This window comes from Silicimonas lutimaris (genome assembly GCF_047314965.1).
In the GTDB taxonomy this organism is placed as follows: Bacteria; Pseudomonadota; Alphaproteobacteria; order Rhodobacterales; family Rhodobacteraceae; genus JAVJUV01.
This window is the reverse complement of sequence record NZ_JBLBVK010000044.1, coordinates 26,310-50,955: the sequence shown is the minus strand read 5'-3', so window position 1 is coordinate 50,955 and position 24,646 is coordinate 26,310. Positions and strand designations below refer to the sequence as shown.

The following is a 24,646-nucleotide window of genomic DNA, read 5'->3' as shown; positions in this document are numbered from 1 at the left end:
TCGGCCGTCTGCGACGGTTGCGACAAAGGCTCGCGAAAAAGTCAGGCGCCAATGAGGCGGCAGAGGGGTTTTACTCTGCCGCCATTTTTGCTGTGTTGAGCGCCCGCCAGACCCGTTCCGCCGTGAACGGCATCTGGACATCGCCACCGCCAGCGGTGCTGACGGCATCTGTCACGGCGTTGGCAATCGCGGCAAGGGCTCCGACGGTTCCCGCCTCGCCACATCCCTTCATTCCCATGGGGTTGTAGAGCGACGGCACGGGCTCGGTCGTGAAGCGGATCATCGGCAAATCCACGGCGCGCGGCATCCCGTAATCCATGAAGGACGCGGTCAGAAGCTGGCCGTCCTGGTCGTAGACAGTGTGCTCGGTGATGGCCTGACCAATACCCTGCGCCACACCGCCATGAACCTGACCTTCGGCGAGCATTGGATTGATCAGATTACCGAAATCGTCCGTGACGGTATAGCGGTCGACGACCAGTTGGCCGGTCTCGGGATCGATCTCGACTTCTGCCACATGGCACCCGTTGGGGAAGGATCGCGCATCCAGCTTGATCCGTTCCTGCACGTCCAGCAGGTCGGTCCTGCCATCGTTCCGCGCCATCCCGGCCACTTCGAGCATGCTCGGCGTCTCGTTCGAGCCCGGAATCCGGAAACGCTCGTCGTCGAAATCGACGCTGTCAGCACCGGCCTTCTCGGCGAGGTACTCTGCGAACTGTCTGCGGATTGTTGTGACAGTCGCCAGCGTCGCAGTCGACTGCACGGTGACCGAACGCGAACCGCCCGTACCGCCGCCTTGCGGGATCAGGTCGGTGTCGCCTTGTATGACGCGGATCTTTTCGACCGGAATGCCAGTGTGATCGGCAAGGAAGGTTGCATAGACGGTCTCGTGACCCTGCCCGTTCGACTGCGTGCCGACATAGAGGCTGACAGAGCCGTCTTCTTCGAACACGACGCGAGCGTTTTCAGACGGATCGCCCAGGATCGACTCGATGTAGTAGCAGATGCCTTGTCCTCGGAGCCTGCCCCTGGCTTCGGACTCGCTCCGCCTTGCGGCAAAGCCCGCTACATCGGCTTCGGCCATGACGCGGTCCATCACGCGGTTGAAATCGCCGACGTCATAGGTGTCGGCGATCGCAGTCTTGTAGGGAAATTTCGACGTTGGGATGAAGCTCTTGCGGCGCAGTTCCCACGGATCGACGCCAAGCTGGCGGGCCGCATTGTCCATCGAGCGTTCCAGCACGAAAATCGCCTCGGGCCGGCCGGCACCGCGATAGGCATCGACCTGCGTGGTGTTGGTGAAGATGCCCCGGCACTGAAGATAGACGTTCTGCACGTCATACACGCCCATCGCGACCTTTGAGAAAAGGTCGGTCTGGATCGGTTGGGCGAATTGCGAATTGTAGGCACCGATGTTGCAGGTTGTGTTGGTGCGGTAGCCAATCAGCCGGTAATCGGCGTCAAACGCAAGTTCGGTTTCGGTGATCAGGTCGCGCCCTGCGTTGTCGGTCAGCATCGCCTCGGTCCGTTCGGACATCCAGCGCACCGGACGGCCAAGCGCCTTGGCGGCGGCGCACACGACGAAATACTCGGGGTAATCCATGCCCTTCATGCCGAAACCGCCACCGACATCGGGGTTGGTGACGCGCACCGCCTCTGCATCAAGCCCGAAACACTTGGCAAGTTTCGGCCTGATGCCCCAGACACCCTGACCGCCGAACGCGAGATGAAGGCGCGTTCCGTCCCATTCCGCGAAGCAACCGCGCGGCTCCATAGAGTTGACGATCACCCGGTTGTCGACGACCCGTGTCCTGACAACGTGAGTTGCCTGATCGAAGGCAGCCCTGGCGCCCTCTTCATCGCCCATGCCCCAGTCGAACGCCACGTTGTCCGGCGCAGTGTCGTGAAGGGTCTCGCCGCCCGGAGCAATATCAACCTTTGCAGGCAGATGATCGACCTCGACGAACACGGCCTCGGCGGCGTCCTTTGCCTGCTCGCGCGTCTCGGCCACGACCACCGCAATCGGCTCGCCTACGAAGCGCACCTTGCCTCTCGCAAGGACGTGCCGAGCCGTTTCGGCGCCCTTGGAGCCATCTCGGTTCGTTACGAGCGTGCCGCGCATGAGATAGTCGGCGCCCATCGCCTCCAGGTCCTCGGCCGCAAGTGCCAAGGCCACCCCCGGCATGCCGCGCACCTCGGACAAATCGAGAGGATGCAAAATGCCGTGGGCGACCTCGCTTCGCACGAACACGGCGTGCAGCGCGCCATTTGGCGCGATGTCGTCGACATACCCGCCATGACCGGTAATGAAACGCTGATCCTCGAACCGGCGAACCGGCTGAGACTTGCCGAACTTGTCCATGAGCGACTCCGTTGCCTGTTGCGCGGGAGCCTAGCGGGCGAGCGGCCAGTGTCCAGTCTCAGGCAAATTTTTCAACGGTCACGATACGTTCGGAACCATAACCATTGAAACGGGTTACGGTTGCGCGGGAATAGGCGCCCATGCCGTGGAACAGGATCCAGTCGCCTTCGGCAAGGTCGTGCGGCAAGAGCACCTGCCCCGGGAGACGATCCAGGCTGTCGCAGGTCGGCCCGAAGACCGTCCTCGGCACCTGTCGGGTGCCGGGCCGCCGACCGGATTGCGGGATCACCTCGATCCGGTCGACATTGCCGAGGATCGGAGCCTCGGCGAAACTGCCATAGATCCCGTCATTGAGGAAAACCGCACCGTCCTCGCGGATGGCCTTGATGCGGGTGGCGGCGGTGAAGGCCTCGGCAACCATCGCACGGCCAGGCTCGCAAACAAGTTCGGGTCTGGTGCGGCCAAAGGCGCGCGCAACGGCGGCATCTATCCCTGCGAAGATCGTATCCAGGTCCGGTGCAACGCCGGTGCGATGAGCGGCAAACCCACCGCCGACGTTCAGCCGGACCAGATGAACCCCCGCGCGTTGCGCGACACGGGCGCATTCGGCGATGTACGCCGCCCAGGCGGCCGGATCGGCACACTGAGTTCCGGGATGGAACGTCATTGACGGCACAAGCCCTCTCTCCGCGACCCGGCGCAACAGGATAGCCGCCGTCTCGGGCGAAGCGCCGAACTTGGCGCCGAAATCATAGGCGGCACCCGCCACCGGAAGATGCAGCCGAACAGAGATCTCGGTCGCCGCAGGCAACCCTGCGGCGATGAGTTTGTCCAGTTCGCCGGCGCAGTCGACGGAATAGGAAGATACGCCAAGCCCTACGGCCTCGGCTATTTCGGCGCGCGAGCGCACCGGATTATTGTAATGGAGCGCCGCAAGGGGAGCGAGCCGTCGGACGAGCCTCATCTCGGCAGGAGAGGCCACGTCGAAGGCCTGAAGCCCCGAGGCCGACAGGTTCTCCAGAACCTCGACCGCATCATTGGCCTTGACGGCATAGGTCACCAGTCCCGGAAAGCCGCGCTGGAACCGCTCTGCCGTCGCCCTCAGCTGATCCGGCGCGAAAAACAGGACCGCATCGTCGGGACGCTGGGTCAGGAGATGGGTGCGTGGATCGGACCAGATTGCCGGGACAAGACGCATGCGGAACTCCATTGATGCCGTACTCCAATGATCCGCGCCGGCTTGATCATTTTGAACGGAAAAGTTGTCGATTAGGGTTGTTTATTCGATCATAATGACGGACTTTTCGTCATATGGACGAAATCGATCACGCACTCATCTCTCTGCTGACGCAGGACGCCCGCCAACCTGTAGCCTCTCTTGCCCAAGCCTTGGGACTGGCGCGGTCGACGGTGCAATCGAGACTGGAACGACTGGAGCGCCGGGGGGTCATTGCGGGCTACACCATCCGGCTTGGAGAAAGTGCCGAGAGAACGACGATCCGCGCCACCGCACTGTTACAGATCGAACCACGCACCCTGCCAGCCGTTCTTGCGCGGCTGAAAGCGGTGAGGGAAGTCTCCAGCGCGCACACCACAAGCGGGCGGTTCGACCTGATCGTCGGTCTGGCCGCACCGTCGACCGAAGCGCTGGACCGCGCGCTTGACGCCATCGGAGCGGTGCCGGGCGTGCGTTCATCGGAGTCGCTGGTGCACCTTTCCACCCGGATTGACCGTGCCGTCTGATCCCTAGGGGTTTCACTCGCCTCGAAGGGCCGCTAAATGGTCCGCGACCGCAAGGGAAAGACCCATGGAAAAGACATTCGACGCATCCGAAGCCGAAGCGCGCATCTACCGCACCTGGGAAGAGGCCGGAGCCTTCAAGGCCGGCGCCAACGCTTCTTCGGACGAAACCTTCTCGATCATGATCCCGCCGCCGAACGTCACGGGCGTTCTGCACATGGGGCATGCATTCAACAACACCCTGCAGGACATCCTGATACGCTGGCACCGGATGCGGGGCCACGACACGCTCTGGCAGCCGGGCCAGGACCATGCCGGGATAGCCACGCAGATGGTCGTCGAGCGCGAACTCGCAAAGGCAGGTCTGCCCGGCCGCCGGGACATGGGACGCGACTCCTTCACCGCCAAGGTCTGGGAATGGAAAAAACAGTCGGGCGGCACGATCATTGAGCAGCTGAAGCGTCTGGGCGCGTCCTGCGACTGGTCCCGCAACGCCTTCACCATGTCGGGCGCCCCCGGCGCGCCCGAGGGCGAAGAAGGCAACTTCCACGACGCCGTGATCCGCGTCTTCGTGAAAATGTACGAGGATGGGCTGATCTATCGCGGCAAGCGGCTGGTCAACTGGGACCCGCATTTCGAGACTGCGATCTCGGACCTCGAAGTCGAGAACATCGAAATCGACGGCCATATGTGGCACTTCAAGTACCCGCTCGCGGACGGCGCCACCTATGAGTACGTCGAGAAGGACGCGGAAGGAAACGTCACGCTGCGCGAGACGCGCGACTACATCTCGATCGCCACGACCCGGCCCGAGACCATGCTGGGCGACGGCGCGGTCGCCGTTCACCCCTCGGACGAACGCTACGCTCCCATTGTCGGGAAACTCTGTGAAATTCCCGTCGGGCCCAAGGAGCATCGCCGCCTGATCCCTATCATAACCGACGAATATCCCGATCCCGACTTCGGTTCGGGCGCGGTCAAGATCACCGGCGCGCATGACTTCAACGACTACCAGGTGGCCAGGCGCGGCGGCATCCCGATGTACCGCCTGATGGATACCAAGGCGCATATGCGCGACGACGGCCTGCCCTATGCCGAAGCCGCGCAGGTCGCGATGGAGGTTGCCCGCGGCGAACGCGTTCTGAGCGAGAACGAGGCGGATGCGCTGAACCTTGTGCCGGACGACCTTCGCGGGCTCGACCGGTTCGTCGCGCGTGCCGCGGTGATCGAGCAGATCACGGAAGAAGACCTTGCGGTCATGACCCGTGCCGATGACCCGGTTCTGGGTGGCGCAGCGCTGAAGCCAGACGCCGAGGGCGCGGACGCGCTGGTGCCTCTGGTCGAAGCGAAGAAGATCATGGCGCCCTATGGCGACCGTTCGAAAGTGGTCATCGAGCCGATGCTGACGGACCAGTGGTTCGTCGACACCGCCAAGATCGTCGGCCCCGCGCTGGAGGCCGTCCGCGACGGCACCACCGAGATCCTGCCCGAGCAGCACAAGAAGGTGTACTTCAACTGGCTCGAAAACATCGAGCCATGGTGCATCTCGCGTCAGCTTTGGTGGGGGCATCAGATCCCGGTCTGGTACGGCTTTGACCTCAGTGGCGAGGGCTTCCACGACGATGAAGGTGACGGCGCGCTGGATCAGCCGGAGCTGATGCGGCTCCTGATCGAGCAATCCCTGTTGCGCGGCGATGAGCACCATCACTGCGCCGCAGCGTTCGACGAAGTGGCCTCGCAGTTCGAAGACGTTCTCGCCGATCTGCCGACGCCTCTGAACCATGCCAGGGTCGTCGAAGTCGGCAGCCGCGCCGAGGCGATGGACCTCATCTCGGCCAGCCTTGCCGACTATACCATCAGCCAGGACCCGACCCATCTGGTCTATCCGATCTGGCAGGATCCGGACGTCCTCGACACCTGGTTCTCCTCCGGCCTCTGGCCGATCGGCACTCTCGGCTGGCCCGATGAGACGCCGGAACTGGCGAAGTATTTTCCGACATCCGTCCTCGTCACCGGCTTCGATATCATCTTCTTCTGGGTCGCCCGGATGATGATGATGCAGTACGCCACCGTGGGCGACCGCCCGTTTGACACCGTCTACGTGCACGCCCTCGTTCGCGACGAGAAGGGCAAGAAGATGTCGAAGTCGCTGGGCAACGTCCTCGACCCGCTGGAGCTGGTCGACGAATACGGCGCGGATGCCGTCCGCTTCACCCTGACCTCGATGGCCGCGATGGGCCGTGACCTGAAGCTCTCGACCCAGCGGATCGCAGGATATCGGAATTTCACGACCAAGATCTGGAACGCCGCGCGGTTTGCCGAGATGAACGGCGTCTTCGGCCATGCCCGCTGGCAGCCGGGACAGCCGCTGAAAGAGACAGCGAACAAGTGGATCGTTGGTGAAGTGGCACGCGCACGGATCGAGACCGACGCCGCGCTCAATGCCTTCCGCTTCAACGACGCGGCAAACGGGCTTTACGCCTTCGCCTACACCTTCTTCGACTGGTACGTCGAATTCTCGAAGCCTCTGCTCGATGGCGACGCCGCCGAGGAAACGCGGGCGGTCTATGGATGGGCGCTCGATCAGCTGTTGATCATGCTACACCCGATCATGCCCTTCCTCACCGAAGAACTGTGGGGGCTATCGGCGGCGCGCGAGAAAATGCTGATCCACGCCGACTGGCCGTCCTATGGAGAGGAACTGATCGACGAAGCCGCAGTCGCGGAAATGCGCTGGGTCCGCGACCTGATCGAGAAGGTGCGCAGTGTTCGTGGCGAAATGAACGTGCCGAAATCGCTGAAAGCCCCGCTTCTGAAGCTGTCGCTGGACGCGGCAGGCGAAACCGCCTGGGCGCGGAACGAAGCGATCATCCTGCGGGATCGGGAGGCCGGCATCGAAGGACTGACGGCGGCAGACGCAGCGCCCAAGGGTGCGGCCACCATCGCGGTCGAGGGCGGCACGTTCGCCCTGCCTCTTGAAGGGCTGATCGACGTGGGTGCCGAAAAAGCGCGGCTGGAAAAAACGGTTGGCAAGCTGGAAAAAGAACTGGGCGGGCTTCAAGGCCGGCTGAACAACCCGAAGTTCCGCGAAAACGCGGCACCCGAGGTCATCGAGGAGACCGAGGACATGGCCGCGCAGAAGTCCGAGGAACTGGCACGTATCAGAACCGCCGTAGAGCGTCTGGCCGAACTGGGCTGATTATCGGCCGCCAAATATCCCAGGGGGTGTAGGGGACAGCGTCCCCCACCCGTCGCTACAGCGACGCGGACGCAACTTCCGGTCAGCGAACGACGCGGTCAATCGCCCGCATCATGCCCAGCGACTTGTCATAAACCAGTGTCAGAACGCGTTTTCCGCCTGCCGTCGTCGCGATCTTCGGCATCGCTTTCACTGCGCCAGAAGAGGCGACTGCGACGAGAAAAGTGCGCCTGGTGAGCTGTGTCATCCCGCGGGTCTCCTTTCGGCTCTTTCAGGTGGGTTCTAAAGAGAGCACGATCAAGATGACCGCCATCCAGGGCTTTGAAAATGCTGCCCATCTTCAGCCTCAACCCGGTCCGACAGGGCGGCAGGTGACATTCTGGGCCTCAAGCCGCCGGCACGCCAGATCGGCCTGTTCCTGGCTCATGCCGACGAAGTTCGCCTCCCAGCCGCGCGGGCTGCGCACGACCTTCCGCAAGGCATCGTCCAGCGTGGAGATTTCGACCAGTGCGGTCTGCAGTAGAACCTTCTCGGCTTCGTGCCGCGTCGTGAACCGGCCCACGTTAATTCCCCAATGGCGACCGCCCGAGGTGGAGAGCCGCATCACAACGGTGGGTTCGTCCGAGCCGATCTCCGGCGCCGACCCTTCTGCGATGACCGGGCGCGGCGCGGGGCGCAGGAGCGCGCCGGCAAGGCTGGCTGCCAGAATCTCCGGAGGAGCAGCCGGAGCCGTCTCGACCGAAATTTCCGGCGCGACGTCTGCCACGGAGGCATCGGCCACAGCGACTTCCGCAAGGGCGTCCGCGATCCCATCGGCCAGCGCGACCAGCACCTCCTCGGGAGGCTGAGGCGCCGGGCGCAGAAGCGGGCGCGGCGAGCGGGCGATCAGCCCGGTGGTCTGTACGGCCTGACCGGTTGCAGCACCGGATGGAGCCTCGGCGATGAGAACCGGGCGTGCCGGCTTCTTGACGGCCACGCGCGAGGGGGCACGCTTGAAGCCCAAATCGAGAAGTTCGGCCACCTCGGCATTCCGGGTCGCCACCGAGCGCCCGCCGAAGACCGTCGCGATGATCCGTTCGCTGCCACGCTCGGCCGAAGCCACGAGGTTGTAGCCGGCGGCGCGCGTGTAGCCGGTCTTGATCCCATCGGCGCCGCGATAGCTGCCGAGCAGGCGGCGATTGGTGTTGTAGATCGTCTTGCCACCCGCATCTGTCCGCTGGCGCGAGAACAAGTTGTAGTACTCGGGGAAATCGTAGAACAGGTGCCGCCCCAAAACCGTCATGTCCCGTGCGGTCGAGAGATGACCTGTTTCGGTCAGGCCGTGGGCGTTGCGGAACGTGGTCCGGGTCATACCCATGGCCTTGGCCATCCGGTTCATCCGGCGCGCAAACGCGGCTTCGCTTCCCGATACCGCCTCACCAAGCGCCGTGGCGGCGTCGTTGGCGGATTTCACGGCAGCAGCGCGGATCAGGTGCCGAATGGCGATCGACTGACCCGTTCGAAGTCCAAGTTTTGACGGCGGCTCTGCCGCGGCTTTCTGAGAGATCTTGACCTTGGTATCCAGCGATATTTCGCCACGCTCGATGGCGTCGAAAACCACATAGAGCGTCATCATCTTGGTCAGAGAGGCCGGATGTAGGCGCGTGTCGGCATTTCGAGAATGGAGAACCTCTCCGCTTCGCGCGTCCATCACCATTGCCGCGTAGGGCGCAGCAACCACTGCGACCGGCGCGAACAACATGAGGAACGCGAAAACGATTGCCTGAAAGACGCGAACGGCGGCCCGTAACGTCAAGATTCTGCCCCTTCTGCCTCTGAGGTCCGGTCTTTGATCGCCGGATCCTTCAATTTTCGGGTATGTTTCCCTGAACCGTAACACGTTCGAATCCATCGGAAAATGGTGAATTTTCCATGTTCGAATCATGGCAATTTTCCGCCACAAGATGGAGTGCTCCTATCCGCAGTATCCGCTAGATGTTGTGGCAAATTTCCCGCACAAGCTCTGGTAATTCCGAGAGATTCTCAATCTGGCGGAAGCGGGGGTGCCCTTCCGGTGGCTCGGCAGCCTCGAGCTCCCATGTCAGGCCGTGCGGAACATAGACCCCCCAACCTCCTGCCTCGATCACTGGATTGACGTCGGATTTCAGCGAATTTCCAGCCATCAGCGCCTGCGTCGGAGTGGTTCCGTGCCGCGAGAAAATCGAGCGATAAACCGTTGGCGATTTCTCAGAGACGATCTCCACCCCGTCGAACAGCTCTCCCAGACCGGATTGTGCAAGCTTGCGTTCCTGGTCCAGAAGATCGCCCTTGGTCACCAAGAGAAGAGTAAACTCGCCGGCCAGGGCGGTGACCGTCTCCTGAACGCCGGGCAATAGTTCGATCGGATGGCCCAACATGTCCTGCCCCGCCGCAATGATCTCGGCGATGACGGACCCCGGCACCCGGTTCTCGGTCACCTCGAGCGCGGTCTCGATCATCGACAGCATGAAACCCTTGATGCCGAATCCGTAGTGCCCGATGTTGCGCTTCTCCGCCTCGAGAAGTCGCTCGGCCAAATGATCCGATGAAGCGTGGTCACGCAGCAGGCTGGCGAAATGCTCCTGGGTCAGGCGGAAGAACCGTTCGTTGTGCCACAGGGTATCGTCGGCATCGAAACAGATGGTCGTCAGCATTCTTTGTGCGCTCTCCTGCGTGTCGGGCCTTTTCTCGGAGACCAGAACGCTTATATTGTGCGCCCGACCCAGTCGAACGGCGAAGGTGGTTTTGATCGCTGACAACCTGCATATGATGGCCGACAAGGACAAGCCGGAGGATGAGACCGGCGTCCTGACCGATACCAAGCCCAAAACCCAGCGTCCGCCGATGTACAAGGTGATGCTGCTGAACGACGATTATACTCCGATGGAATTCGTGGTTCATGTGCTGGAGCGGTTTTTCGGCATGAGCCACGCGCAGGCGTTCGAGTTGATGCTGACAGTTCACAAGAAGGGATTGGCCGTCGTCGGAGTATTCTCGTTCGAAGTCGCCGAGACGAAGGTCGCTCAGGTGATGGATTTCGCACGGCGTCATCAGCATCCCCTTCAATGCACCATGGAAAAGGAATAGGGCCGCGGCCCGCCTCCCATGTTTTCGGAGAGACTGAACCTCGCGCTTGAGACCGGTGCGCTGACATTGCCCGCTTCGGGCACGATCGCCGTCATCGGTGCGAGGGCCGGCGACGACCTCGGTCCCTTGCCTGCCGATCGGGTGCAGGTCATTGCGCGGCTCTACCCGGACAACGCAGCCTTCCGCAACGGGGGCTACGCGGTCTCGACCAAGGTCGAAGGCCCCTATTCCGCAGCCATCGTCTGCCTTCCGCGCTCAAAAGCGGAGGCCCGGCTTCTGATCCGGGACGCGCGTGCCGCCACGAGCGGGCCGGTCGCGATCGACGGGCAGAAGACCGACGGTGTGGATTCGATCCTCAAGGAGGTTCGGCAAAGGGCCGACATCGGCGAGGTTCTTTCAAAGGCGCATGGCAAGTTCTTCAGCTTTGACGGCGGAGATTTCGCGGACTGGGAGGTTGGATCGCCCTCCCTGGTCGAGGGCAGGTTTCGGACGTCACCCGGCGTGTTCTCGGCGGACCGGGTCGATCCCGGTTCCAGGGAACTCGCGGCTGCGCTGCCGAAGGTCATGAAAGGTCACGCCGTCGATCTGGGTGCGGGCTGGGGCTATCTGGCGGACGCGATCCTGACCCGTGACGGTGTGACCTCGCTGGATCTCGTCGAGGCCGATCACGTCGCGCTGGAGGATGCGCGGCATAACATCACCGATCCGCGCGCCCGGTTTCACTGGGCCGATGCGCGGACCTTCCGGCCCGACACCTCCGCGAACCATGTCGTGATGAACCCGCCGTTTCACGAAAGCAGGGCGGCCGATCCCGAGCTGGGACGCGCTTTCATTCGCGCCGCCGCGGCGATGCTGACCCTGAAAGGCCAGCTGTGGCTTGTCGCGAACCGGCATTTGCCGTATGAGACAACGCTGCAAGACGCGTTCAGAGACGTCAAAATCCTCGGCCAGACGCCCTCGTTCAAACTCTACGCGGCCTCGCATCCCCGCCCCCCCCGAAAAGGATAGATCACATGTCGTTCTCCATCGCTGGAAAGACCGCAGTCGTGACCGGTGCGGCCAATGGCGTGGGCCTGGCCGTGGCCCGGCATTTCGTCGAGAAAGGCGCCAATGTCATGTTCGCCGACATGGACGAAGCGAAACTTGCCGAGGAAGTGGGACAGGTTAGCGAGGACGAGAGCGGCACCATCGCCTATTTCGCTGGCGATTTGCGTGAAAAGCTGACGGTCGCGAATCTTCTCTCGGCCACGATCGACCGGTTCGATCGCGCCGACATCCTGGTCAACGCGTCGCGCCAGATGCTGTCCTCCGATCCGCTCAATCCGGATGATGACGCTGTCATCGACCTTCTGAACCAGAACCTCATGACCTCGCTGCGCGTAACGCAGGTTTTCGCGAAACGGATGATCAAGCAGGCGAAGGACATAGACAACGACGAGGCGCCGACGGGTTCGATCATCAATCTTTCGTCGATCGCCGCACGGCGCACACAGCCCGAACTGCTGGCCTATTCGGTCAGTTCCGCGGCACTGGACCAGATGACGCGCTCAATGGCCGTGGCGCTGGCACCGCACCGCATCCGCGTCAACGGGATTGCGCTGGGGTCGGTCATGAGCGCCTCGCTTCAGGGCGCGTTGAAGGAAAACGAGGATTTCCGCGACGCGATCATCGAATCGACACCCCTCCACCGGATCGCAAGTCCGACGGAACTGGCGGAAGTCGCGCAGTTTCTGGCCTCCGATGGCTCCGGCTTCATGACCGGTCAGATCCTGACGGTCGATGGCGGGCGCACGCTTGTCGATGCGGCCGAGGCACCCGCGCATTAGGCTGCGGCAACCGGTCGGCTGGCCACGCTGCCGGCGTCGGGCAGAGTGGCCACATGACGACTCTTGAGATCGCAATTGCAGGCGCCGGGATCGGCGGTCTGACTGCCGCAGCGCTGCTGTCGCGGCAGGGCCATCGCGTGCGGGTCTTCGACCGGTTCGAAGCGCCCCGGCCCGTGGGCTCGGGTCTGGTGATCCAGCCCGTCGGGCAGGCGGTTCTGGACGCCATCGGCGCAGGTGCCGAAGCCATGGCGCGTGGCGCGAGAATCTGGCGCATGCACGGCATCGAAGCCGATAGCGGGAGGACGGTTCTGAAGGTCGACTACGGCGCGCAGGGCGGCGCAAGGTTCGGGCTGGCGATCCAGCGTCCGGCGCTGTTCGACGCGGTTCTGGGCGCGGCAAGATCGGGCGGTGCGGAACTGGTGGCCGGGCACGAGGTGCTTGCGCGCGATGAACGGTTCCTGGTCTTCTCCGATGGAACCCGCGCTGGCCCGTTCGAACTGGTGATCGATGCGTCCGGCACGAATTCCCGCCTGTCCCCGCTTGTCTCGACACCGCTGCCCTTTGGCGCGATCTGGGCGACGGTGCCCCGGCCTGCAGGGCTGGAGCTGCCCGAGGGTCAGCTGTGCCAGCGATACCGCAGGGCGGACCGGATGGTCGGTGTTATGCCGTCGGGAACGCGAAATGGCGCGGACTGGGAGGCCACGACGATTTTCTGGTCGCTGCCTGCGCGGGGATATGACTCCTGGCGCCGCGCGGGCCTGTCGGCTTGGCGAGACGAGGTCGCATCGCTCTGGCCCGAGGCGCTGCCCGCCTTCGAGGAGGTGAATGACCCGGACCAGATGACCTTCGCGACCTATACCCACGGCACGCTGCGCGCCGTCGCTTCCCCCGGATTCGCGATCATCGGGGACGCAGCGCACCGGGCGTCACCGCAACTGGGACAGGGCGCGAACATGGCCATGCTGGACGCGATGGCCCTGGGACTGGCGCTGGAGCGGTTTCCGGTCGAGGAGGCGTTGAGACACTACCGGATGGCGCGGCGGTGGCATGTCTGGCTCTACCAGGCCATGAGCCGCGCCTTCACGCCCCAATACCAGTCCGACAGCCGGGTTCTTCCGGTGTTGCGGGACCGGGCTCTCTATCCCCTATCCGCCGTGCCGCCGATCCCGGCGATCCTGACCCGGCTGGTCTGCGGCGACCTCATCCCGCCGATGGCGAGCCTGACGGGCCGCTAGAGGGGGCTCTGCCCCCTTGCCCCCGAAGTATTTCCGCCAAGAGGAAGGACGTTCTCAGTCGAATTTTGCAGGTTGAGCGGCGCTGTCGGCCTTGTCGAAAAGGCCCGTCAGCGCGCGGCGGACGAGGCTGGTTACCCGGGGACGTTTGCCGGGAGCAAATGGCAGGGGGCGGCAGACCTCCATGGCGGCAACGCCGACGCGGGCGGTGAGAGCTCCGTTGACCAGGCCCTCGCCGAAGCGGCGGGAGAGTTTCGACAGGACATGGCCGCCGCCGATTGAGCCGATCAGGTCGTCGCCCACGGCGACCGCGCCGGTGGCGACGAGATGGGTCATCACAGCGCGCACCAACCGCCACGACCCCAGCGTGCCGGAACGGCCGCCATAGATCTCGGCGATGCGTCGGATCATGCGGATGTTTGCCGTGAGCGCGGCCACGACATCGGCGAAAGCGAGTGGCACAAGTGCTGTCACGGCTGCGACCTGGCGTGCCGCCGCCTCGACCTCGCGGCGCGCCTCGGCGTCGAGCGGGACAAGGAGCATATCCTCGGCAGTGGCCAGAAGCGTGTCCGCGTCGAAGGCCTCGGACCTGCGTTCGGCCAGTCGCTCCCGTCCCCAGCGGGTGTCCTCGCGCCCCGAGTACAGCGCCGCGAGCCGGTCGGTCAGCTTGCGAGCGCCGTCCAGATCGCCGGATGCGATTACGCGGTCCGCCTCGGCATGCAGGTGCTCGATCCGGGCAAGGCGCGCAAGCGCAGCCCATTCCCGCAGAACGATGGCAAGGCAGACGAGAAGAAAGAGGCCCAGAAGTCCGATCGCGGCCCAACCGAGATAGCTGTTCCGGGCGACCAGGGCGGTCACGAAATCCCAGGCCGCGACCGAGGCGAAGAAGACCACGACCGCGCCGAGAAGCCGCCAGAACCACGCCGCGAGCCGGGACGGCCGGCGCGCGGCAAGCGTCGCCATGGTCTGCATCGCCTGTCCGGTCGGCGGCTGGCCGGCATCGGCCACGGGCGGAGCGTCGGCGGGACTGGGGCCGGTATCGTCCAGTTCGATCAGGACGGGGCCGTTGCGGGTATCGCTCATCTCAGGCGGTCTCCGATCAGGAATTCGGCGGCGCGGTCGAGCCGGATATGCGGCGGGCCATCACCGGGTTTGAGCGTCACCGGCTGAGGCGCGAAGCTCATCACCTCGTAATCCGCGTCAAGCCATTTGTCGGCGCCCTGCCGGGCCGGGTTCAGAAGGCGGGACGGGTCCTCGGGCAGACGCCCCGGGTAGAAGGCGGCGCGCTTGCCGTCCATGAGCGTGCCACGCACCACGTCGAGCGTGCGGCCGCCCTGCTCCACCCGGTCCTCGGTCGTTGCGCGGAGCGCGGCGATGGACATGGCGGCGGTCTGGGCGCCGGCGAAATCGGCGCGCGTCTTCGCTTCGGCCAGCAGCGCTTCGGTGATCGCGGTCAGCTGGGCATGCTGTGCATTGTGGAGATGATCGGCCTTGGTCGCGGCGAAGAGGATCTTCTCGACGCGCTTGCCGAGGAGAAGCTGCGTCAGAAAGGCGTTCCGGCCCGGTCGGAAAGCACCGAGGATATCGGCCATGGCCTGGCGCAGATCCTCGACCGCCTTCGGCCCCGAATGTATGGCGCCAAGCACGTCGACCAGGACGATCTGACGGTCGATACGGGCAAAGTGGTCGCGGAAGAACGGTCTGACGATCTCGCGCTTGTAGGCCTCGAAGCGCCGGGCGAATTCACGCCCCAGCGAGCCGCGCGGATGGCTGGCGGGGGGAAGCGGCGCGAAGGTCAGGACGGGCGATCCGGCCATGTCGCCGGGCAGGAGAAAGCGCCCCGGCGTGCAGTCGGAGTAGCCCGACACGCGGGCCGCCTGGAGATAGCCGGTGAAGGCCTGGGCGAGCGCCTTGGCATCAGGTTCATCGAGTCGAGCCGCCGGGTCGGTTGCGGCCAGCGTTTCTCGGAACGCGGCAGCCTCGGGCCGCGGTTCGATGCGCTTGAGGACCTCTGCCGACCAGTCATCGTAGCCTTTGTCGAGAAGCCCGAGATCCAGAAGCCATTCGCCGGGATAGTCCACGATGTCGAGGTGGAGGGTCTTTGGCCCCGTGACCCCGGCGAGAAGGCCCGTCGGCTGGACCCGGAAGGACAGCCGCAATTCGCTGATGCCGCGCGTGCTTTCCGGCCAGACCGGTTCCGCCCCTGTCATGGCCGCGAGATGGGTCTCGTAGTCGAAGCGCGGGACGGTGTCATCGGGTTGCGGCTGAAGCCAGGCGGTGCGGATGCGGCCCTCGGCGGCGGCGCGCAGCGCGGGCATCCGGCCCCGGTTGATGAGGTTCGCCACGAGCGAAGTGATGAAGACCGTCTTGCCGGCGCGGCTGAGACCCGTCACACCGAGACGCAACACGGGTTCGAAGAACGCTTCGCTGACCGTATTGATCGTGGTCTCGACGCCGCGCGTCAGCCCGTCCGCTATGTCGCCGATAATCACCGCACACCCTCTTGTTCCGGTCCCATAGATAGGTAACCCGTCGCGCGCGCACCAGATTGCAGACGCACAACAACGCAGCGTCGTGGTGAAATGTCCTCTTTCCGCGCACCCTGCCCCTGCCTATAAGCCCCTTGCAACACGAGGAGATCGGCCCATGCGGCAGGCCAGGATCACGCGGACGACCGCGGAAACCGACATCACCGTCGAGATCGATCTCGACGGGACGGGCAGGTATGACAACCAGACCGGTGTGGGGTTCTTCGACCACATGCTGGATCAGCTTGCGCGACATTCGCTGATCGACATGACCGTTCGGGCCAAGGGTGATCTGCATATCGACGATCACCACACCGTCGAGGACACCGGCATCGCGCTGGGACAGGCTCTGAGCCAGGCCCTGGGCGACAAGAGGGGCATCCGGCGCTATGGCGCGTGCCTTCTGCCGATGGACGATGCGCTGGTGCGCGCGGCTCTGGATCTCTCGGGCCGGCCTTTCCTTGTCTGGAACGTGGACATGCCGACGGCCAAGATCGGAACGTTCGACACCGAACTGGTGCGCGAGTTCTTCCAGGCGTTCTCGACCCACGGCGGGATCACGCTGCATGTGGACACGCTGCACGGAATCAACAGCCACCACATCGCGGAAGCGGGGTTCAAGGCCGTCGCGCGCGCCTTGCGGGAGGCGGTCGAGACGGATCCGCGGAAGGCCGACGCCATTCCCTCGACCAAGGGCGCGCTTTGAGGTATCGGCGGGTGCGAGGGGCGCTGCCCCTCGCGCTCCCCGCCGTTTTTGAGCCAGGAAGAAAATGCTGACAGTTCTGATCGACTATGCGGCCGGCAACCTGCATTCGGCGGAAAAGGCCTTTCAGCGCATGGCTGCCGAGACGGGCGCCGGCGAGGTGCTGGTCTCGGACCGGGCCGAGGACGTCGCCCGGGCGGACCGGATCGTTCTGCCAGGCGACGGGGCGTTTCCGGCCTGCATGGCGGAACTGAAGGGCGAGAAGGCCGTGTTCGAGGCGCTTTGCGAGGCCGTGGAGGTCAAGGGACGGCCGTTCCTGGGGATCTGTGTCGGGATGCAGTTGATGGCGCGTCTCGGCCATGAATACGAGACCGTCGAGGGACTGGGATGGATCGATGGCGAGGTGCGCCGGATCGCGCCCTCGGACCCGTCGATGAAGGTGCCCCACATGGGCTGGAACGACCTTGTCATCGACCGGCCGCATCCCGTTCTGAATGGGATCGCCACCGGGGAGCATGCCTATTTCGTGCACTCCTATCAGATGGTTGTCGACGATCCGTCTCAGTTGATCGCGCATTGCGATTATGGCGGACCCGTTACTGCCATCGTCGGACGAGATACGATGGTTGGCACCCAGTTCCATCCCGAAAAGAGCCAGGCGACGGGTTTGAAGCTGATCGCCAACTGGCTGAAATGGCATCCGTGACACCGGCCTGCCTGTCCTGGTCCTCGGGCAAGGATTGCGCGTTTGCGCTCTATCGGGCGCGTCAGGCAGAAGAGATCGAGGTCACGCGGTTGCTGACGACGGTGAACGCCGAATTCCGGCGCGTGGCGATGCATGGGGTACGGGTGGAGATCCTGCGGCGACAAGCGGATGCAGTGGGGTTGCCACTTGTGGAAGTGCCCCTGCCCTGGCCTTGTTCCAACGAAGATTACGAACGGCTCATGGCGGAGGCGACCGAAGCGCTGAAGGCCGAGGGAATCAAGCATATGGTGTTCGGGGATCTGTTCCTGGAGGATATCCGGAACTATCGCGACACCCGGCTTGCCAGCGTCGGGATGGAGACGGCCTATCCGCTGTGGAAGGAACCCACGGACCGACTGGCTCGGGAGATGATGGAGGCCGGTGTCGAGGCCCGCGTGGCGACGGTGGACCTCTCGAAGCTGGATGCGTCCTTCGCAGGTCGGCCGTGGGATGCGTCTTTCCTCGCTGATCTGCCCGAATCCGTCGATCCCTGCGGCGAGAACGGGGAGTTTCATACCTGCGTTCTGGATGGTCCGGCCTTCCGGGAGAAGATCGAAGTCGAGACGGGCGAAACCGTCATCCGCGACGGTTTCGCCTATGCCGATCTGATCCCTATTTGACCCGGTTCCAGGTCTGCGATCGGCAGATGACCGCGACGCAACCGGAGACACTGAGCGTATCGCCGGAGAGTTGCATTTTCGACTTGTAGACCTTGTCGCGGTCGGGCGCCCAGATGCGTCCGCCCGAGTACGTGCCGTCACCTTTGGCGATCATGTCCCAGATCATGCGTTTGCCGAGATGTTCGGAGGCGGTTTCCGTCCCGGAGGCATCGAAGGTCTTGCGGATCACTCCGCAGATATTCGCGTCACATTCGTAGATCTCGACATGGGCGAAACTCCCCTCGTCGCCCGGCTGGGTCTTGAAGGTTCCCGTGACCGGGTCGGCGGCGAAGGCCGGGGTTGCAATGAGACCTGCGAACATCGCGGCCCTGAACATGCGGATCATGCTGTCCTCCCTGAAAGTCGGCACCGGATACCCGGATTGCCCTTGCGTCAGGCAAGCGTGACGTTGGGTCGGAACCAGCCAGCAAATGCCGTTTCATCCGCCATGAGCGGGAAACGGGGGCTTGTACCTCGGGGCCTCCGGGGGCATGAGAGCGCTGTTCGAAAAGGAGAACGGTCATGATCCTCTATCCAGCGATCGACCTGAAAGACGGGCAATGCGTGCGCCTTGTAAAGGGTGAAATGGGGCAAGCCACGGTGTTCAACGACGACCCGGCAGCGCAAGCGAAGGCGTTCGAGGACGCCGGTGCCGAATGGGTGCATCTTGTCGATCTGAACGGCGCTTTCGCGGGCCGGCCCGTGAATGCCGGTGCTGTCGAGGCGATCCTGGGCGCACTGAGCGTTCCTGCGCAGCTGGGCGGCGGGATTCGGGACATGGGCACGATCGAAGGATGGCTGGACAAGGGCCTGAGCCGGGTGATCCTGGGAACCGTCGCGGTCGAGAACCCTGAGCTTGTGCGGGAAGCGGCGAAGGCCTTTCCGGGCAAGGTGGCGGTGGGACTGGACGCGCGGAACGGGCGCGTGGCGACACGGGGCTGGGCGGAAGAGACCGACATGCAGGTCGTCGACCTTGCGAAGGCGTTCGAGGACGCCGGAATTGCCGCGATCATCTACACCGATATCGACCGGGACGGTGCGATGGGCGGGCCGAACGTGGCGGCGACCGAGGCGCTGGCTCGGGCGGTGAGCGTGCCGGTCATCGCGTCGGGTGGTGTCTCGTCGATGGCCGACCTGATCCGACTGCGAGACACCGGCGTGATTTCAGGGGCGATTTCAGGCCGCGCGCTTTATGACGGCGCAATCGATCTCGCCGAGGCGCTGGAAGCGTTAAGGGAAGGTTAATTCCCGGGGACATCAGGCGGATTTCGCGCTCTTGCCCGCCGGGAGCCTACCGTAAACACCTGTTTCGAATTGATTTTCGACGCCCACACATGTGTATGCAAAGCGTCGGCGCGAGGTCGGCAAAGCGTATGGCATCCGATGCGTTAAGGGACTCTTCAACCCCAGCATCTTGAGGTTGGCCTCCAAAGGTTAAGAAAGGGTTTTTCCCCCGACCTCCCACCCCGATCATTCTCCGCCTCAGCCTAAGATTCGGTAAATGGCAACGGGATCACGACTATCCTGAAGAAATCAGGACTGGGTTCACGGGATCAGGACTATCCTGAAGAAATCAGGACCGGGTTCACGAGATCGGAGCTGGATTAACGAGATCGGGACTGGATTTAATTTTCGGGACCGGGACCGGGACCGGGACAAACCTCTTGGGATCGACGCATCGTGGCAAGACCGAAAAACCCTTGCAAGATCGGCAAATCGCCGGCAACCCGCGCAACGCTTGCGGGTTCGAGATAGCCCAAGGTTTCACAGACCGGACCCAGCACCTCCGGGCCGTTCTGACAGGCTCCCTTTCCGGCGAGGCGGACACGAAAGTCCCACACAAACCAAGGATTGGCGATGCAGTCCGAGGGCCATCGGCAGGCGCCTGGAAACCGGACATGCGATCGATGCACGCGAACTCGAACACGCCGGAAGCCGCTCACCCCCCTCAGATCTGCCCTTTCTGCCATCCCGAAGCCAGATCGGCGCGTCTTCGGTTGCCGGCGGCACGCCGTCGGCGGCGGGTCGGATGCCGCAGCGCCTGAGAAGTCCCTTTCCGGCTCCGCCCTTCCCGGCCTCAGGCCCGCATCCGCTCGTGGCCCGGGTCGTACATCGGCTTCAACGAGGCTTTGGCGGAAACGCGTGTTCCCGCAACCTCGATTTCCCAGCCGTGATCGTCCGCGGCCATCGCGGCGGGCACATAGCCCATACCGACCGCACCGCCCAGCGCGTGGCCATAGGCCCCGGACGACGTGTAGCCCACGAATTCACCGTCCTTCAGGATCGGCTCGTTATGGTAAAGAAGCGGCTCGGAGTCGTTCAGCAGGAACTGCACCATGCGCAGACTCGGCCCCTCGTCCTTGCGCCTGAGAACCGCATCCCGGCCGATGAAGCGAGGCTTGGAGGTCTTGACCGCAAAGCCCAGCCCTGCGTCGATGACATGATCCTCGGGCGTTATGTCATGGCCGAAATGCCGGAAACCCTTTTCGATGCGCAGGCTGTCCATGGCGTGCATGCCCACTAGCGCCGGCCCGAAGATCGCGCATTCCTCCTGAATGACCTCGAAGACATGGCCGCACATGTCGGCGGAAATGTAGAGTTCCCAGCCAAGTTCGCCCACGTAGGACACGCGATGGGCACGGACCAATCCGAAGCCCACTTCGATGTCGCGGGCCGTGCCGAAGGGGTGGGTTTCGTTTGAAAAATCGTCAGGGCTGATGCAACGCATCAGGTCACGCGCCTTTGGGCCCATGACCGCCAAAACGCCTTCTGCCGCGGTCACGTCGGTGACCGTGACGCGCAGGTCGCCCGCGTGGCGCTGAAGCCGGGTCTGATCGGCCAGCCGCGTGGCGGCCGGTGTCACAACCAAATAGGCGGTCTCGGACAGGCGCGTCACGGTAACATCTGCCTCTATACCACCGTTTTCATTCAAAAATTGGGTATAAACGATGCGACCCACCGGGACCGACATGTCGTTGCCGCAGACATGGTTCAGAAGCGCCTCGGAATCCGGCCCTTCGACCCGGATCTTTCCAAAGGACGACATATCGTAGACGCCGAGAGTCTCGCGGATCGCAAGGTGCTCGCGCGCGGCGTTGGGAAACCAGTTCTGCCGGCCCCAGGAATAGACGTAATCCGGTTCCTGCCCAGGCGCGACGTACCAGTTGGCCCTTTCCCAGCCCGCGATTTCACCCATCACCGCGCCAAGCTCAAGAAGCTGCGCATGGAACGGCGTGCGGCGAACCCCCCGCGCGGTGGCCTTTTGCCGGTACGGGAAATGGTCGGCATAGAGAAGGCCCAGGGTTTCCTTTGATCTTTCATAGAGATAGCGGGCGTTGTTCTGGAACGGCTGCATGCGGGCGATATCCACCGAACCGACGTCGAACGGCTTTACGCCGTTCGTCATCCACTCGCTCAGCGCCATGCCCGCGCCGCCCGCGGACTGGATGCCGATGGAGTTGAACCCGGCGGCGACCCAGATGTTCTCGGCGCCCGGAGCGAGGCCGAGGTGGTAGGCGTCGTCGGGGGTGAAGCTTTCTGGGCCGTTGAAGAAGGTATGGATGCCGGTTTCGGCCAGGATCGGCATGCGGTTGATGGCCGCTTCGAGGATCGGCTCGAAGTGGTCCACGTCCTCGGGCAGCTGGTCGAATTCGAAGCTGTCGGGAATTCCGTTCATACCCCAGGGCTTGGCGACCGGTTCGAACGCGCCGAGAAGGAGCTTGCCCGCGTCCTCCTTGTAGTAGGCGCATTCATCGGGAACGCGAAGAACCGGCATATCCCGATATCCCTCAATGGGTTCGGTAACGATATAGAAGTGCTCGCAGGCCTGAAGCGGGATGTTGACACCCGCCATCTTGCCCACCTCGCGCGACCACATTCCCGCGGCGATGACAAGATGCTCGCAGGTAGTGGAACCGCTGTTTCCCGCCTCGTCCGTCCAGTCGACACGGGTCGCCTTTTCCCCGTCGCGGTGGATGGCGGTGACTTTGACTCCCTCGAGTGTGAGCGCACCGTTCTGCCGAGCGCCCTTGGCGAGCGCGAGTGCGATATTGGCCGGATCGCCCTGACCGTCTGTCGGGAGATAGACGCCGTGGGTGACGTCAGAGGTTTCCAGCAGCGGGTAGCGTGCCTTGACCTCGGCAGGAGAGATATCTTCGACCGGCACGCCGAAGGCGCGCGCCATCGAGGCGGAGCGCATGAGCTCCTCGCGTCTCTCGCCCGTCAGGGCGACCGAGATCGAACCGCACTGGCGAAGCCCGGTGGCGATCCCCGTCTCAGCTTCAAGGTTGCGGTACAAGTCCGCGGTATACTTGGCCAATTTCGTCATGGTCGACGAGGCCCGCAACTGGCCGATGAGGCCGGCCGCATGCCAGGTGGTGCCGGATGTCAGTCGTTTGCGTTCCAGAAGGACAACGTCGGTCCAGCCTTTCTTCGCCAGGTGATAGGCGATGGAGCAGCCGACGACGCCGCCTCCGATGATCAGTGCGCGGGCAGATGTGGGAACGGTCATGGTCGGGCCTCAGACAATGGTGTGGCCGTCTGCCCGAAGGCGGTCGGCAATGGCGCGGATATGGGCGGGGCCGGTTTCGCAGCAGCCACCGATGATGGTGGCGCCCTGGGCGACCCAGGACATGGCGAAATCGGCGTAACGGTCGGGTGTCATGTCGGGACGTGCTTCGAGCGCATCCACGGTGGGCTTGTCCTTGAGGAAGTCCTTGGTGATCTGCGTGAAGCCATTGGCGTAGGCTCCGAAGGGCTTGCCGAAGGTGGCGAGTGTCGCCAGCGCCGCTTCCATCGCTTCGGGGGCCGAGCAATTGGCGAGCCAGGCGTCGGGCTCGAGATGCGCAAGATTTGTCAGGGGTTCGCGCGAGCGCAGGCGCGCGCCGTCTTCGTCATCGACGGTGACCGAGAGCCAGACGGGTTTGCCCGCGGTCCGTGCACCTTCGAGAGCGGCGGCGGCATGGGCGACGGAGGCGACGCTTTCGGCGAGGATGAGATCGACGCCGGGGCCGAGAAGACGGGCCAGTCCGGCGTAGAGCGGAACGGCGATAGCGTGGGGCGGGTGCGTCTCGGGGCGGTAGCTGGCGACCAGCGGCCCGATCGATCCGGCGATACGGGTGCCCGGACGGCCCTGCCGGGCGGCGGCGGCCTCGGCCAGCGCCTGCGCGACAAGGTCGGCCTGCCTGCCGTCGAGCGGCGTGCCGTCAAGGCGGTCCTTGTGGAGCGCATAGGTATTCGTGGTGGCGATGGTTGCGCCCGCGTCGAAGTAGTCGCTGTGGATGGATTCGACCATCCCGGGATGGTCGACCATGACTTGCGTGCCCCAGAGGGGCGTCGGCGTGTCGCCGGAGCGGTTGACCAGTTCCTGGCCCATGCCGCCGTCGAGAAGGGTGATATCGGTCATGGGATCAGCACCAGTTTTCCGGGGTAGCGTTTGGACATGTAATCCTCTTGTGCAATGGCGATGTCCCTGAGGGGATAGGTTTTCGACACCAGCGGCCGGACGAGGCCCGCAACGATCAGCTCGACGAGGCGGGCGAAGACCTTTCGGGGCTGATAGGTGCAGCCGTAGAGCGTGATGTCGCGGAGATAGATCTCTCGGAGGTCGGCGGTGACGACAGGCCCCGCGATGGCGCCGGAGACGGCGTAGTGGCCGCCCGGCTTCACCGAGCGTATGAGTTCCGGCCAGGCGGGGCCGCCGACCACGTCGATCACGGCGTCGAAGCTGTCTTTCGGGGGCGTGTCCGAGCGGCCGAGCGTGGCGGTAGCCCCGGCTGCGCGCACGGCGTGGGCCTTGTCCGGGGCAGTCTGGCCAGTGACTTCTGCACCGAGGTGGGAGGCGAGCATGACGGCGGCGAGGCCGACGCCACCGGACGCGCCGGTCACCAGGACTTTCTGGCCGGCCTCAACGCCTGCGCGGTCAAGCAGGTTCCAGGCGGTGCCGCAGGCGCAGGGCATGGCGGCAATCTCGATGTCCGAGAGCGGTGAGGCGGTGACGTCGAAGAGGTCATCCGCCTGGCAGAGGCAGTATTCGGCGAAGGCCCCGTCGACTTCCGAGCCGAGCGCGATGAAGGCGGTCGGAGCCTCGGTCGTGGGGCGCGGCAGGTTGACCTGGCAGGTGACGCGGGCGCCTTCGGTCAGCGTTGTGCCCGGACCGGTGGCCGCCACGTGGCCGCAGAGGTCGCCGCCCTGGATGCGCGGGAAACTCAGAGCACCGGCCCAGCCGCCCGCCTCGGCCGGTTCGCTCACCGCGTCCGTGGCGGTGGTGACGGCGGAGGAGTACCAGCCGATGCGGGTGTTGATGTCTGTGTTGTTGATACCCGCGGCCGCCACGCGGACCAGCACCTGGCCCGGTCCCGGTTGCGGAACAGGGATCGTGTCGGACCAGACGAGCTTTTCCGGGCCGCCATGACCGGTCAGGAGCACGCCGGACATGGTGGCGGGAAGGCTCATGGGGTGGTCAGGGGGCTCTGCCCCCGTCCCGGACTCTGTCCGGTACTCCCCCGGAGTATTTCGGAAAAGAAGAAGCGCAGGTGCGGCACTGGGT

The 24,646-nt window shown here is 64.1% G+C and carries 21 protein-coding genes; 10 read left to right on the top strand and 11 right to left on the bottom strand.

The window, feature by feature from the left end:
• Nucleotides 1-70: 70 nt before the first annotated feature.
• Both ACKLNI_RS08165 and ACKLNI_RS08160 read right to left on the bottom strand, forming a co-directional pair.
• The gene (locus tag ACKLNI_RS08165) at nt 71-2,362 is read right to left on the bottom strand and encodes a xanthine dehydrogenase family protein molybdopterin-binding subunit (RefSeq protein WP_413718568.1); all 2,292 of its coding nucleotides are present in this window, start codon (nt 2,360-2,362) and stop codon (nt 71-73) included.
• A 58-nt stretch (nt 2,363-2,420) separates the two neighbouring features.
• The gene (locus ACKLNI_RS08160) at nt 2,421-3,560 is read right to left on the bottom strand and encodes a type III PLP-dependent enzyme (RefSeq protein ID WP_413718567.1); all 1,140 of its coding nucleotides are present in this window, start codon (nt 3,558-3,560) and stop codon (nt 2,421-2,423) included.
• 113 nt (nt 3,561-3,673) lie between these two features.
• Between ACKLNI_RS08160 and ACKLNI_RS08155 the strand changes: the two genes are divergently transcribed.
• Nucleotides 3,674-4,105, top strand: coding sequence for an Lrp/AsnC family transcriptional regulator (locus ACKLNI_RS08155; RefSeq protein WP_413718566.1), 432 nt, complete (start codon nt 3,674-3,676; stop codon nt 4,103-4,105).
• Between the two features lie 64 nt (nt 4,106-4,169).
• Nucleotides 4,170-7,301, top strand: coding sequence for a valine--tRNA ligase (locus ACKLNI_RS08150; RefSeq protein WP_413718565.1), 3,132 nt, complete (start codon nt 4,170-4,172; stop codon nt 7,299-7,301).
• Nucleotides 7,302-7,383: 82 nt separating this feature from the next.
• Here ACKLNI_RS08150 and ACKLNI_RS08145 read toward each other — a convergent pair whose 3' ends face one another.
• The 3 genes from ACKLNI_RS08145 to ACKLNI_RS08135 all read right to left on the bottom strand — a co-directional run bounded on the left by ACKLNI_RS08145 (nt 7,384) and on the right by ACKLNI_RS08135 (nt 9,973).
• The gene (locus tag ACKLNI_RS08145; protein ID WP_413718564.1) at nt 7,384-7,548 is read right to left on the bottom strand and encodes a Tat pathway signal protein; all 165 of its coding nucleotides are present in this window, start codon (nt 7,546-7,548) and stop codon (nt 7,384-7,386) included.
• Between the two features lie 99 nt (nt 7,549-7,647).
• Nucleotides 7,648-9,042 (bottom strand): D-alanyl-D-alanine carboxypeptidase family protein, encoded by a 1,395-nt coding sequence (locus ACKLNI_RS08140; protein ID WP_413718594.1) that lies wholly within the window; start codon nt 9,040-9,042, stop codon nt 7,648-7,650.
• Between the two features lie 229 nt (nt 9,043-9,271).
• On the bottom strand, nt 9,272-9,973 hold the full coding sequence (locus tag ACKLNI_RS08135; RefSeq protein WP_413718563.1) for an HAD family hydrolase: 702 nt from the start codon (nt 9,971-9,973) through the stop codon (nt 9,272-9,274).
• A 115-nt stretch (nt 9,974-10,088) separates the two neighbouring features.
• Between ACKLNI_RS08135 and clpS the strand changes: the two genes are divergently transcribed.
• The 4 genes from clpS to ACKLNI_RS08115 are packed head-to-tail and all read left to right on the top strand — an operon-like array spanning nt 10,089 to nt 13,467.
• A complete protein-coding gene (clpS, locus tag ACKLNI_RS08130) occupies nt 10,089-10,406 on the top strand; it encodes an ATP-dependent Clp protease adapter ClpS (RefSeq protein ID WP_413718593.1) in 318 nt (105 codons plus the stop codon).
• 18 nt (nt 10,407-10,424) lie between these two features.
• Nucleotides 10,425-11,414 carry a class I SAM-dependent methyltransferase gene (locus tag ACKLNI_RS08125; protein WP_413718562.1) on the top strand — a complete coding sequence of 330 codons (990 nt, stop codon included), beginning with the start codon at nt 10,425-10,427 and terminating at the stop codon, nt 11,412-11,414.
• Between the two features lie 5 nt (nt 11,415-11,419).
• Entirely contained in the window at nt 11,420-12,232 is an 813-nt protein-coding gene (locus tag ACKLNI_RS08120) for an SDR family NAD(P)-dependent oxidoreductase (protein ID WP_413718561.1), read from the top strand.
• 53 nt (nt 12,233-12,285) lie between these two features.
• Entirely contained in the window at nt 12,286-13,467 is a 1,182-nt protein-coding gene (locus ACKLNI_RS08115) for an FAD-dependent oxidoreductase (RefSeq protein ID WP_413718560.1), read from the top strand.
• 54 nt (nt 13,468-13,521) lie between these two features.
• On the opposite strand, the gene ACKLNI_RS08110 is transcribed toward ACKLNI_RS08115, so the two are convergent.
• Together ACKLNI_RS08110 and ACKLNI_RS08105 are read right to left on the bottom strand one after the other, a co-directional pair.
• Nucleotides 13,522-14,547 carry a YcjF family protein gene (locus ACKLNI_RS08110; protein ID WP_413718559.1) on the bottom strand — a complete coding sequence of 342 codons (1,026 nt, stop codon included), beginning with the start codon at nt 14,545-14,547 and terminating at the stop codon, nt 13,522-13,524.
• Nucleotides 14,544-15,956: a YcjX family GTP-binding protein gene (locus ACKLNI_RS08105; protein WP_413718558.1), complete on the bottom strand. Its 1,413-nt coding sequence runs from the start codon at nt 15,954-15,956 to the stop codon at nt 14,544-14,546. The genes ACKLNI_RS08110 and ACKLNI_RS08105 overlap by 4 nt, the downstream gene beginning before the upstream one ends.
• A gap of 154 nt (nt 15,957-16,110) precedes the next feature.
• Here ACKLNI_RS08105 and hisB point away from each other — a divergent pair, with 154 nt between their 5' ends.
• From hisB to ACKLNI_RS08090, 3 genes are all read left to right on the top strand, one after another.
• A complete protein-coding gene (gene hisB / locus ACKLNI_RS08100; protein ID WP_413718557.1) occupies nt 16,111-16,698 on the top strand; it encodes an imidazoleglycerol-phosphate dehydratase HisB in 588 nt (195 codons plus the stop codon).
• Between the two features lie 64 nt (nt 16,699-16,762).
• Nucleotides 16,763-17,401, top strand: coding sequence for an imidazole glycerol phosphate synthase subunit HisH (hisH, locus tag ACKLNI_RS08095; RefSeq protein WP_413718556.1), 639 nt, complete (start codon nt 16,763-16,765; stop codon nt 17,399-17,401).
• Nucleotides 17,389-18,060: a Dph6-related ATP pyrophosphatase gene (locus ACKLNI_RS08090; RefSeq protein WP_413718555.1), complete on the top strand. Its 672-nt coding sequence runs from the start codon at nt 17,389-17,391 to the stop codon at nt 18,058-18,060. The genes hisH and ACKLNI_RS08090 overlap by 13 nt, the downstream gene beginning before the upstream one ends.
• Here ACKLNI_RS08090 and ACKLNI_RS08085 read toward each other — a convergent pair.
• The gene (locus ACKLNI_RS08085) at nt 18,053-18,445 is read right to left on the bottom strand and encodes a DUF2147 domain-containing protein (protein WP_413718554.1); all 393 of its coding nucleotides are present in this window, start codon (nt 18,443-18,445) and stop codon (nt 18,053-18,055) included. The two genes, ACKLNI_RS08090 and ACKLNI_RS08085, sit on opposite strands and share 8 nt — an antisense overlap.
• A gap of 176 nt (nt 18,446-18,621) precedes the next feature.
• Here ACKLNI_RS08085 and hisA point away from each other — a divergent pair, with 176 nt between their 5' ends.
• Entirely contained in the window at nt 18,622-19,344 is a 723-nt protein-coding gene (gene hisA / locus ACKLNI_RS08080; protein ID WP_413718553.1) for a 1-(5-phosphoribosyl)-5-[(5-phosphoribosylamino)methylideneamino]imidazole-4-carboxamide isomerase, read from the top strand.
• A gap of 832 nt (nt 19,345-20,176) precedes the next feature.
• Here hisA and ACKLNI_RS08075 read toward each other — a convergent pair.
• Genes ACKLNI_RS08075 through ACKLNI_RS08065 form a run of 3 tightly spaced genes read right to left on the bottom strand, consistent with a single transcriptional unit; the run spans nt 20,177 to nt 24,552 of the window.
• On the bottom strand, nt 20,177-22,609 hold the full coding sequence (locus ACKLNI_RS08075) for a GcvT family protein (protein ID WP_413718552.1): 2,433 nt from the start codon (nt 22,607-22,609) through the stop codon (nt 20,177-20,179).
• A gap of 9 nt (nt 22,610-22,618) precedes the next feature.
• On the bottom strand, nt 22,619-23,503 hold the full coding sequence (locus tag ACKLNI_RS08070) for a homocysteine S-methyltransferase family protein (RefSeq protein ID WP_413718551.1): 885 nt from the start codon (nt 23,501-23,503) through the stop codon (nt 22,619-22,621).
• Nucleotides 23,500-24,552, bottom strand: coding sequence for a zinc-binding dehydrogenase (locus tag ACKLNI_RS08065; protein ID WP_413718550.1), 1,053 nt, complete (start codon nt 24,550-24,552; stop codon nt 23,500-23,502). The genes ACKLNI_RS08070 and ACKLNI_RS08065 overlap by 4 nt, the downstream gene beginning before the upstream one ends.
• Between the last annotated feature and the right edge of the window lie 94 nt (nt 24,553-24,646).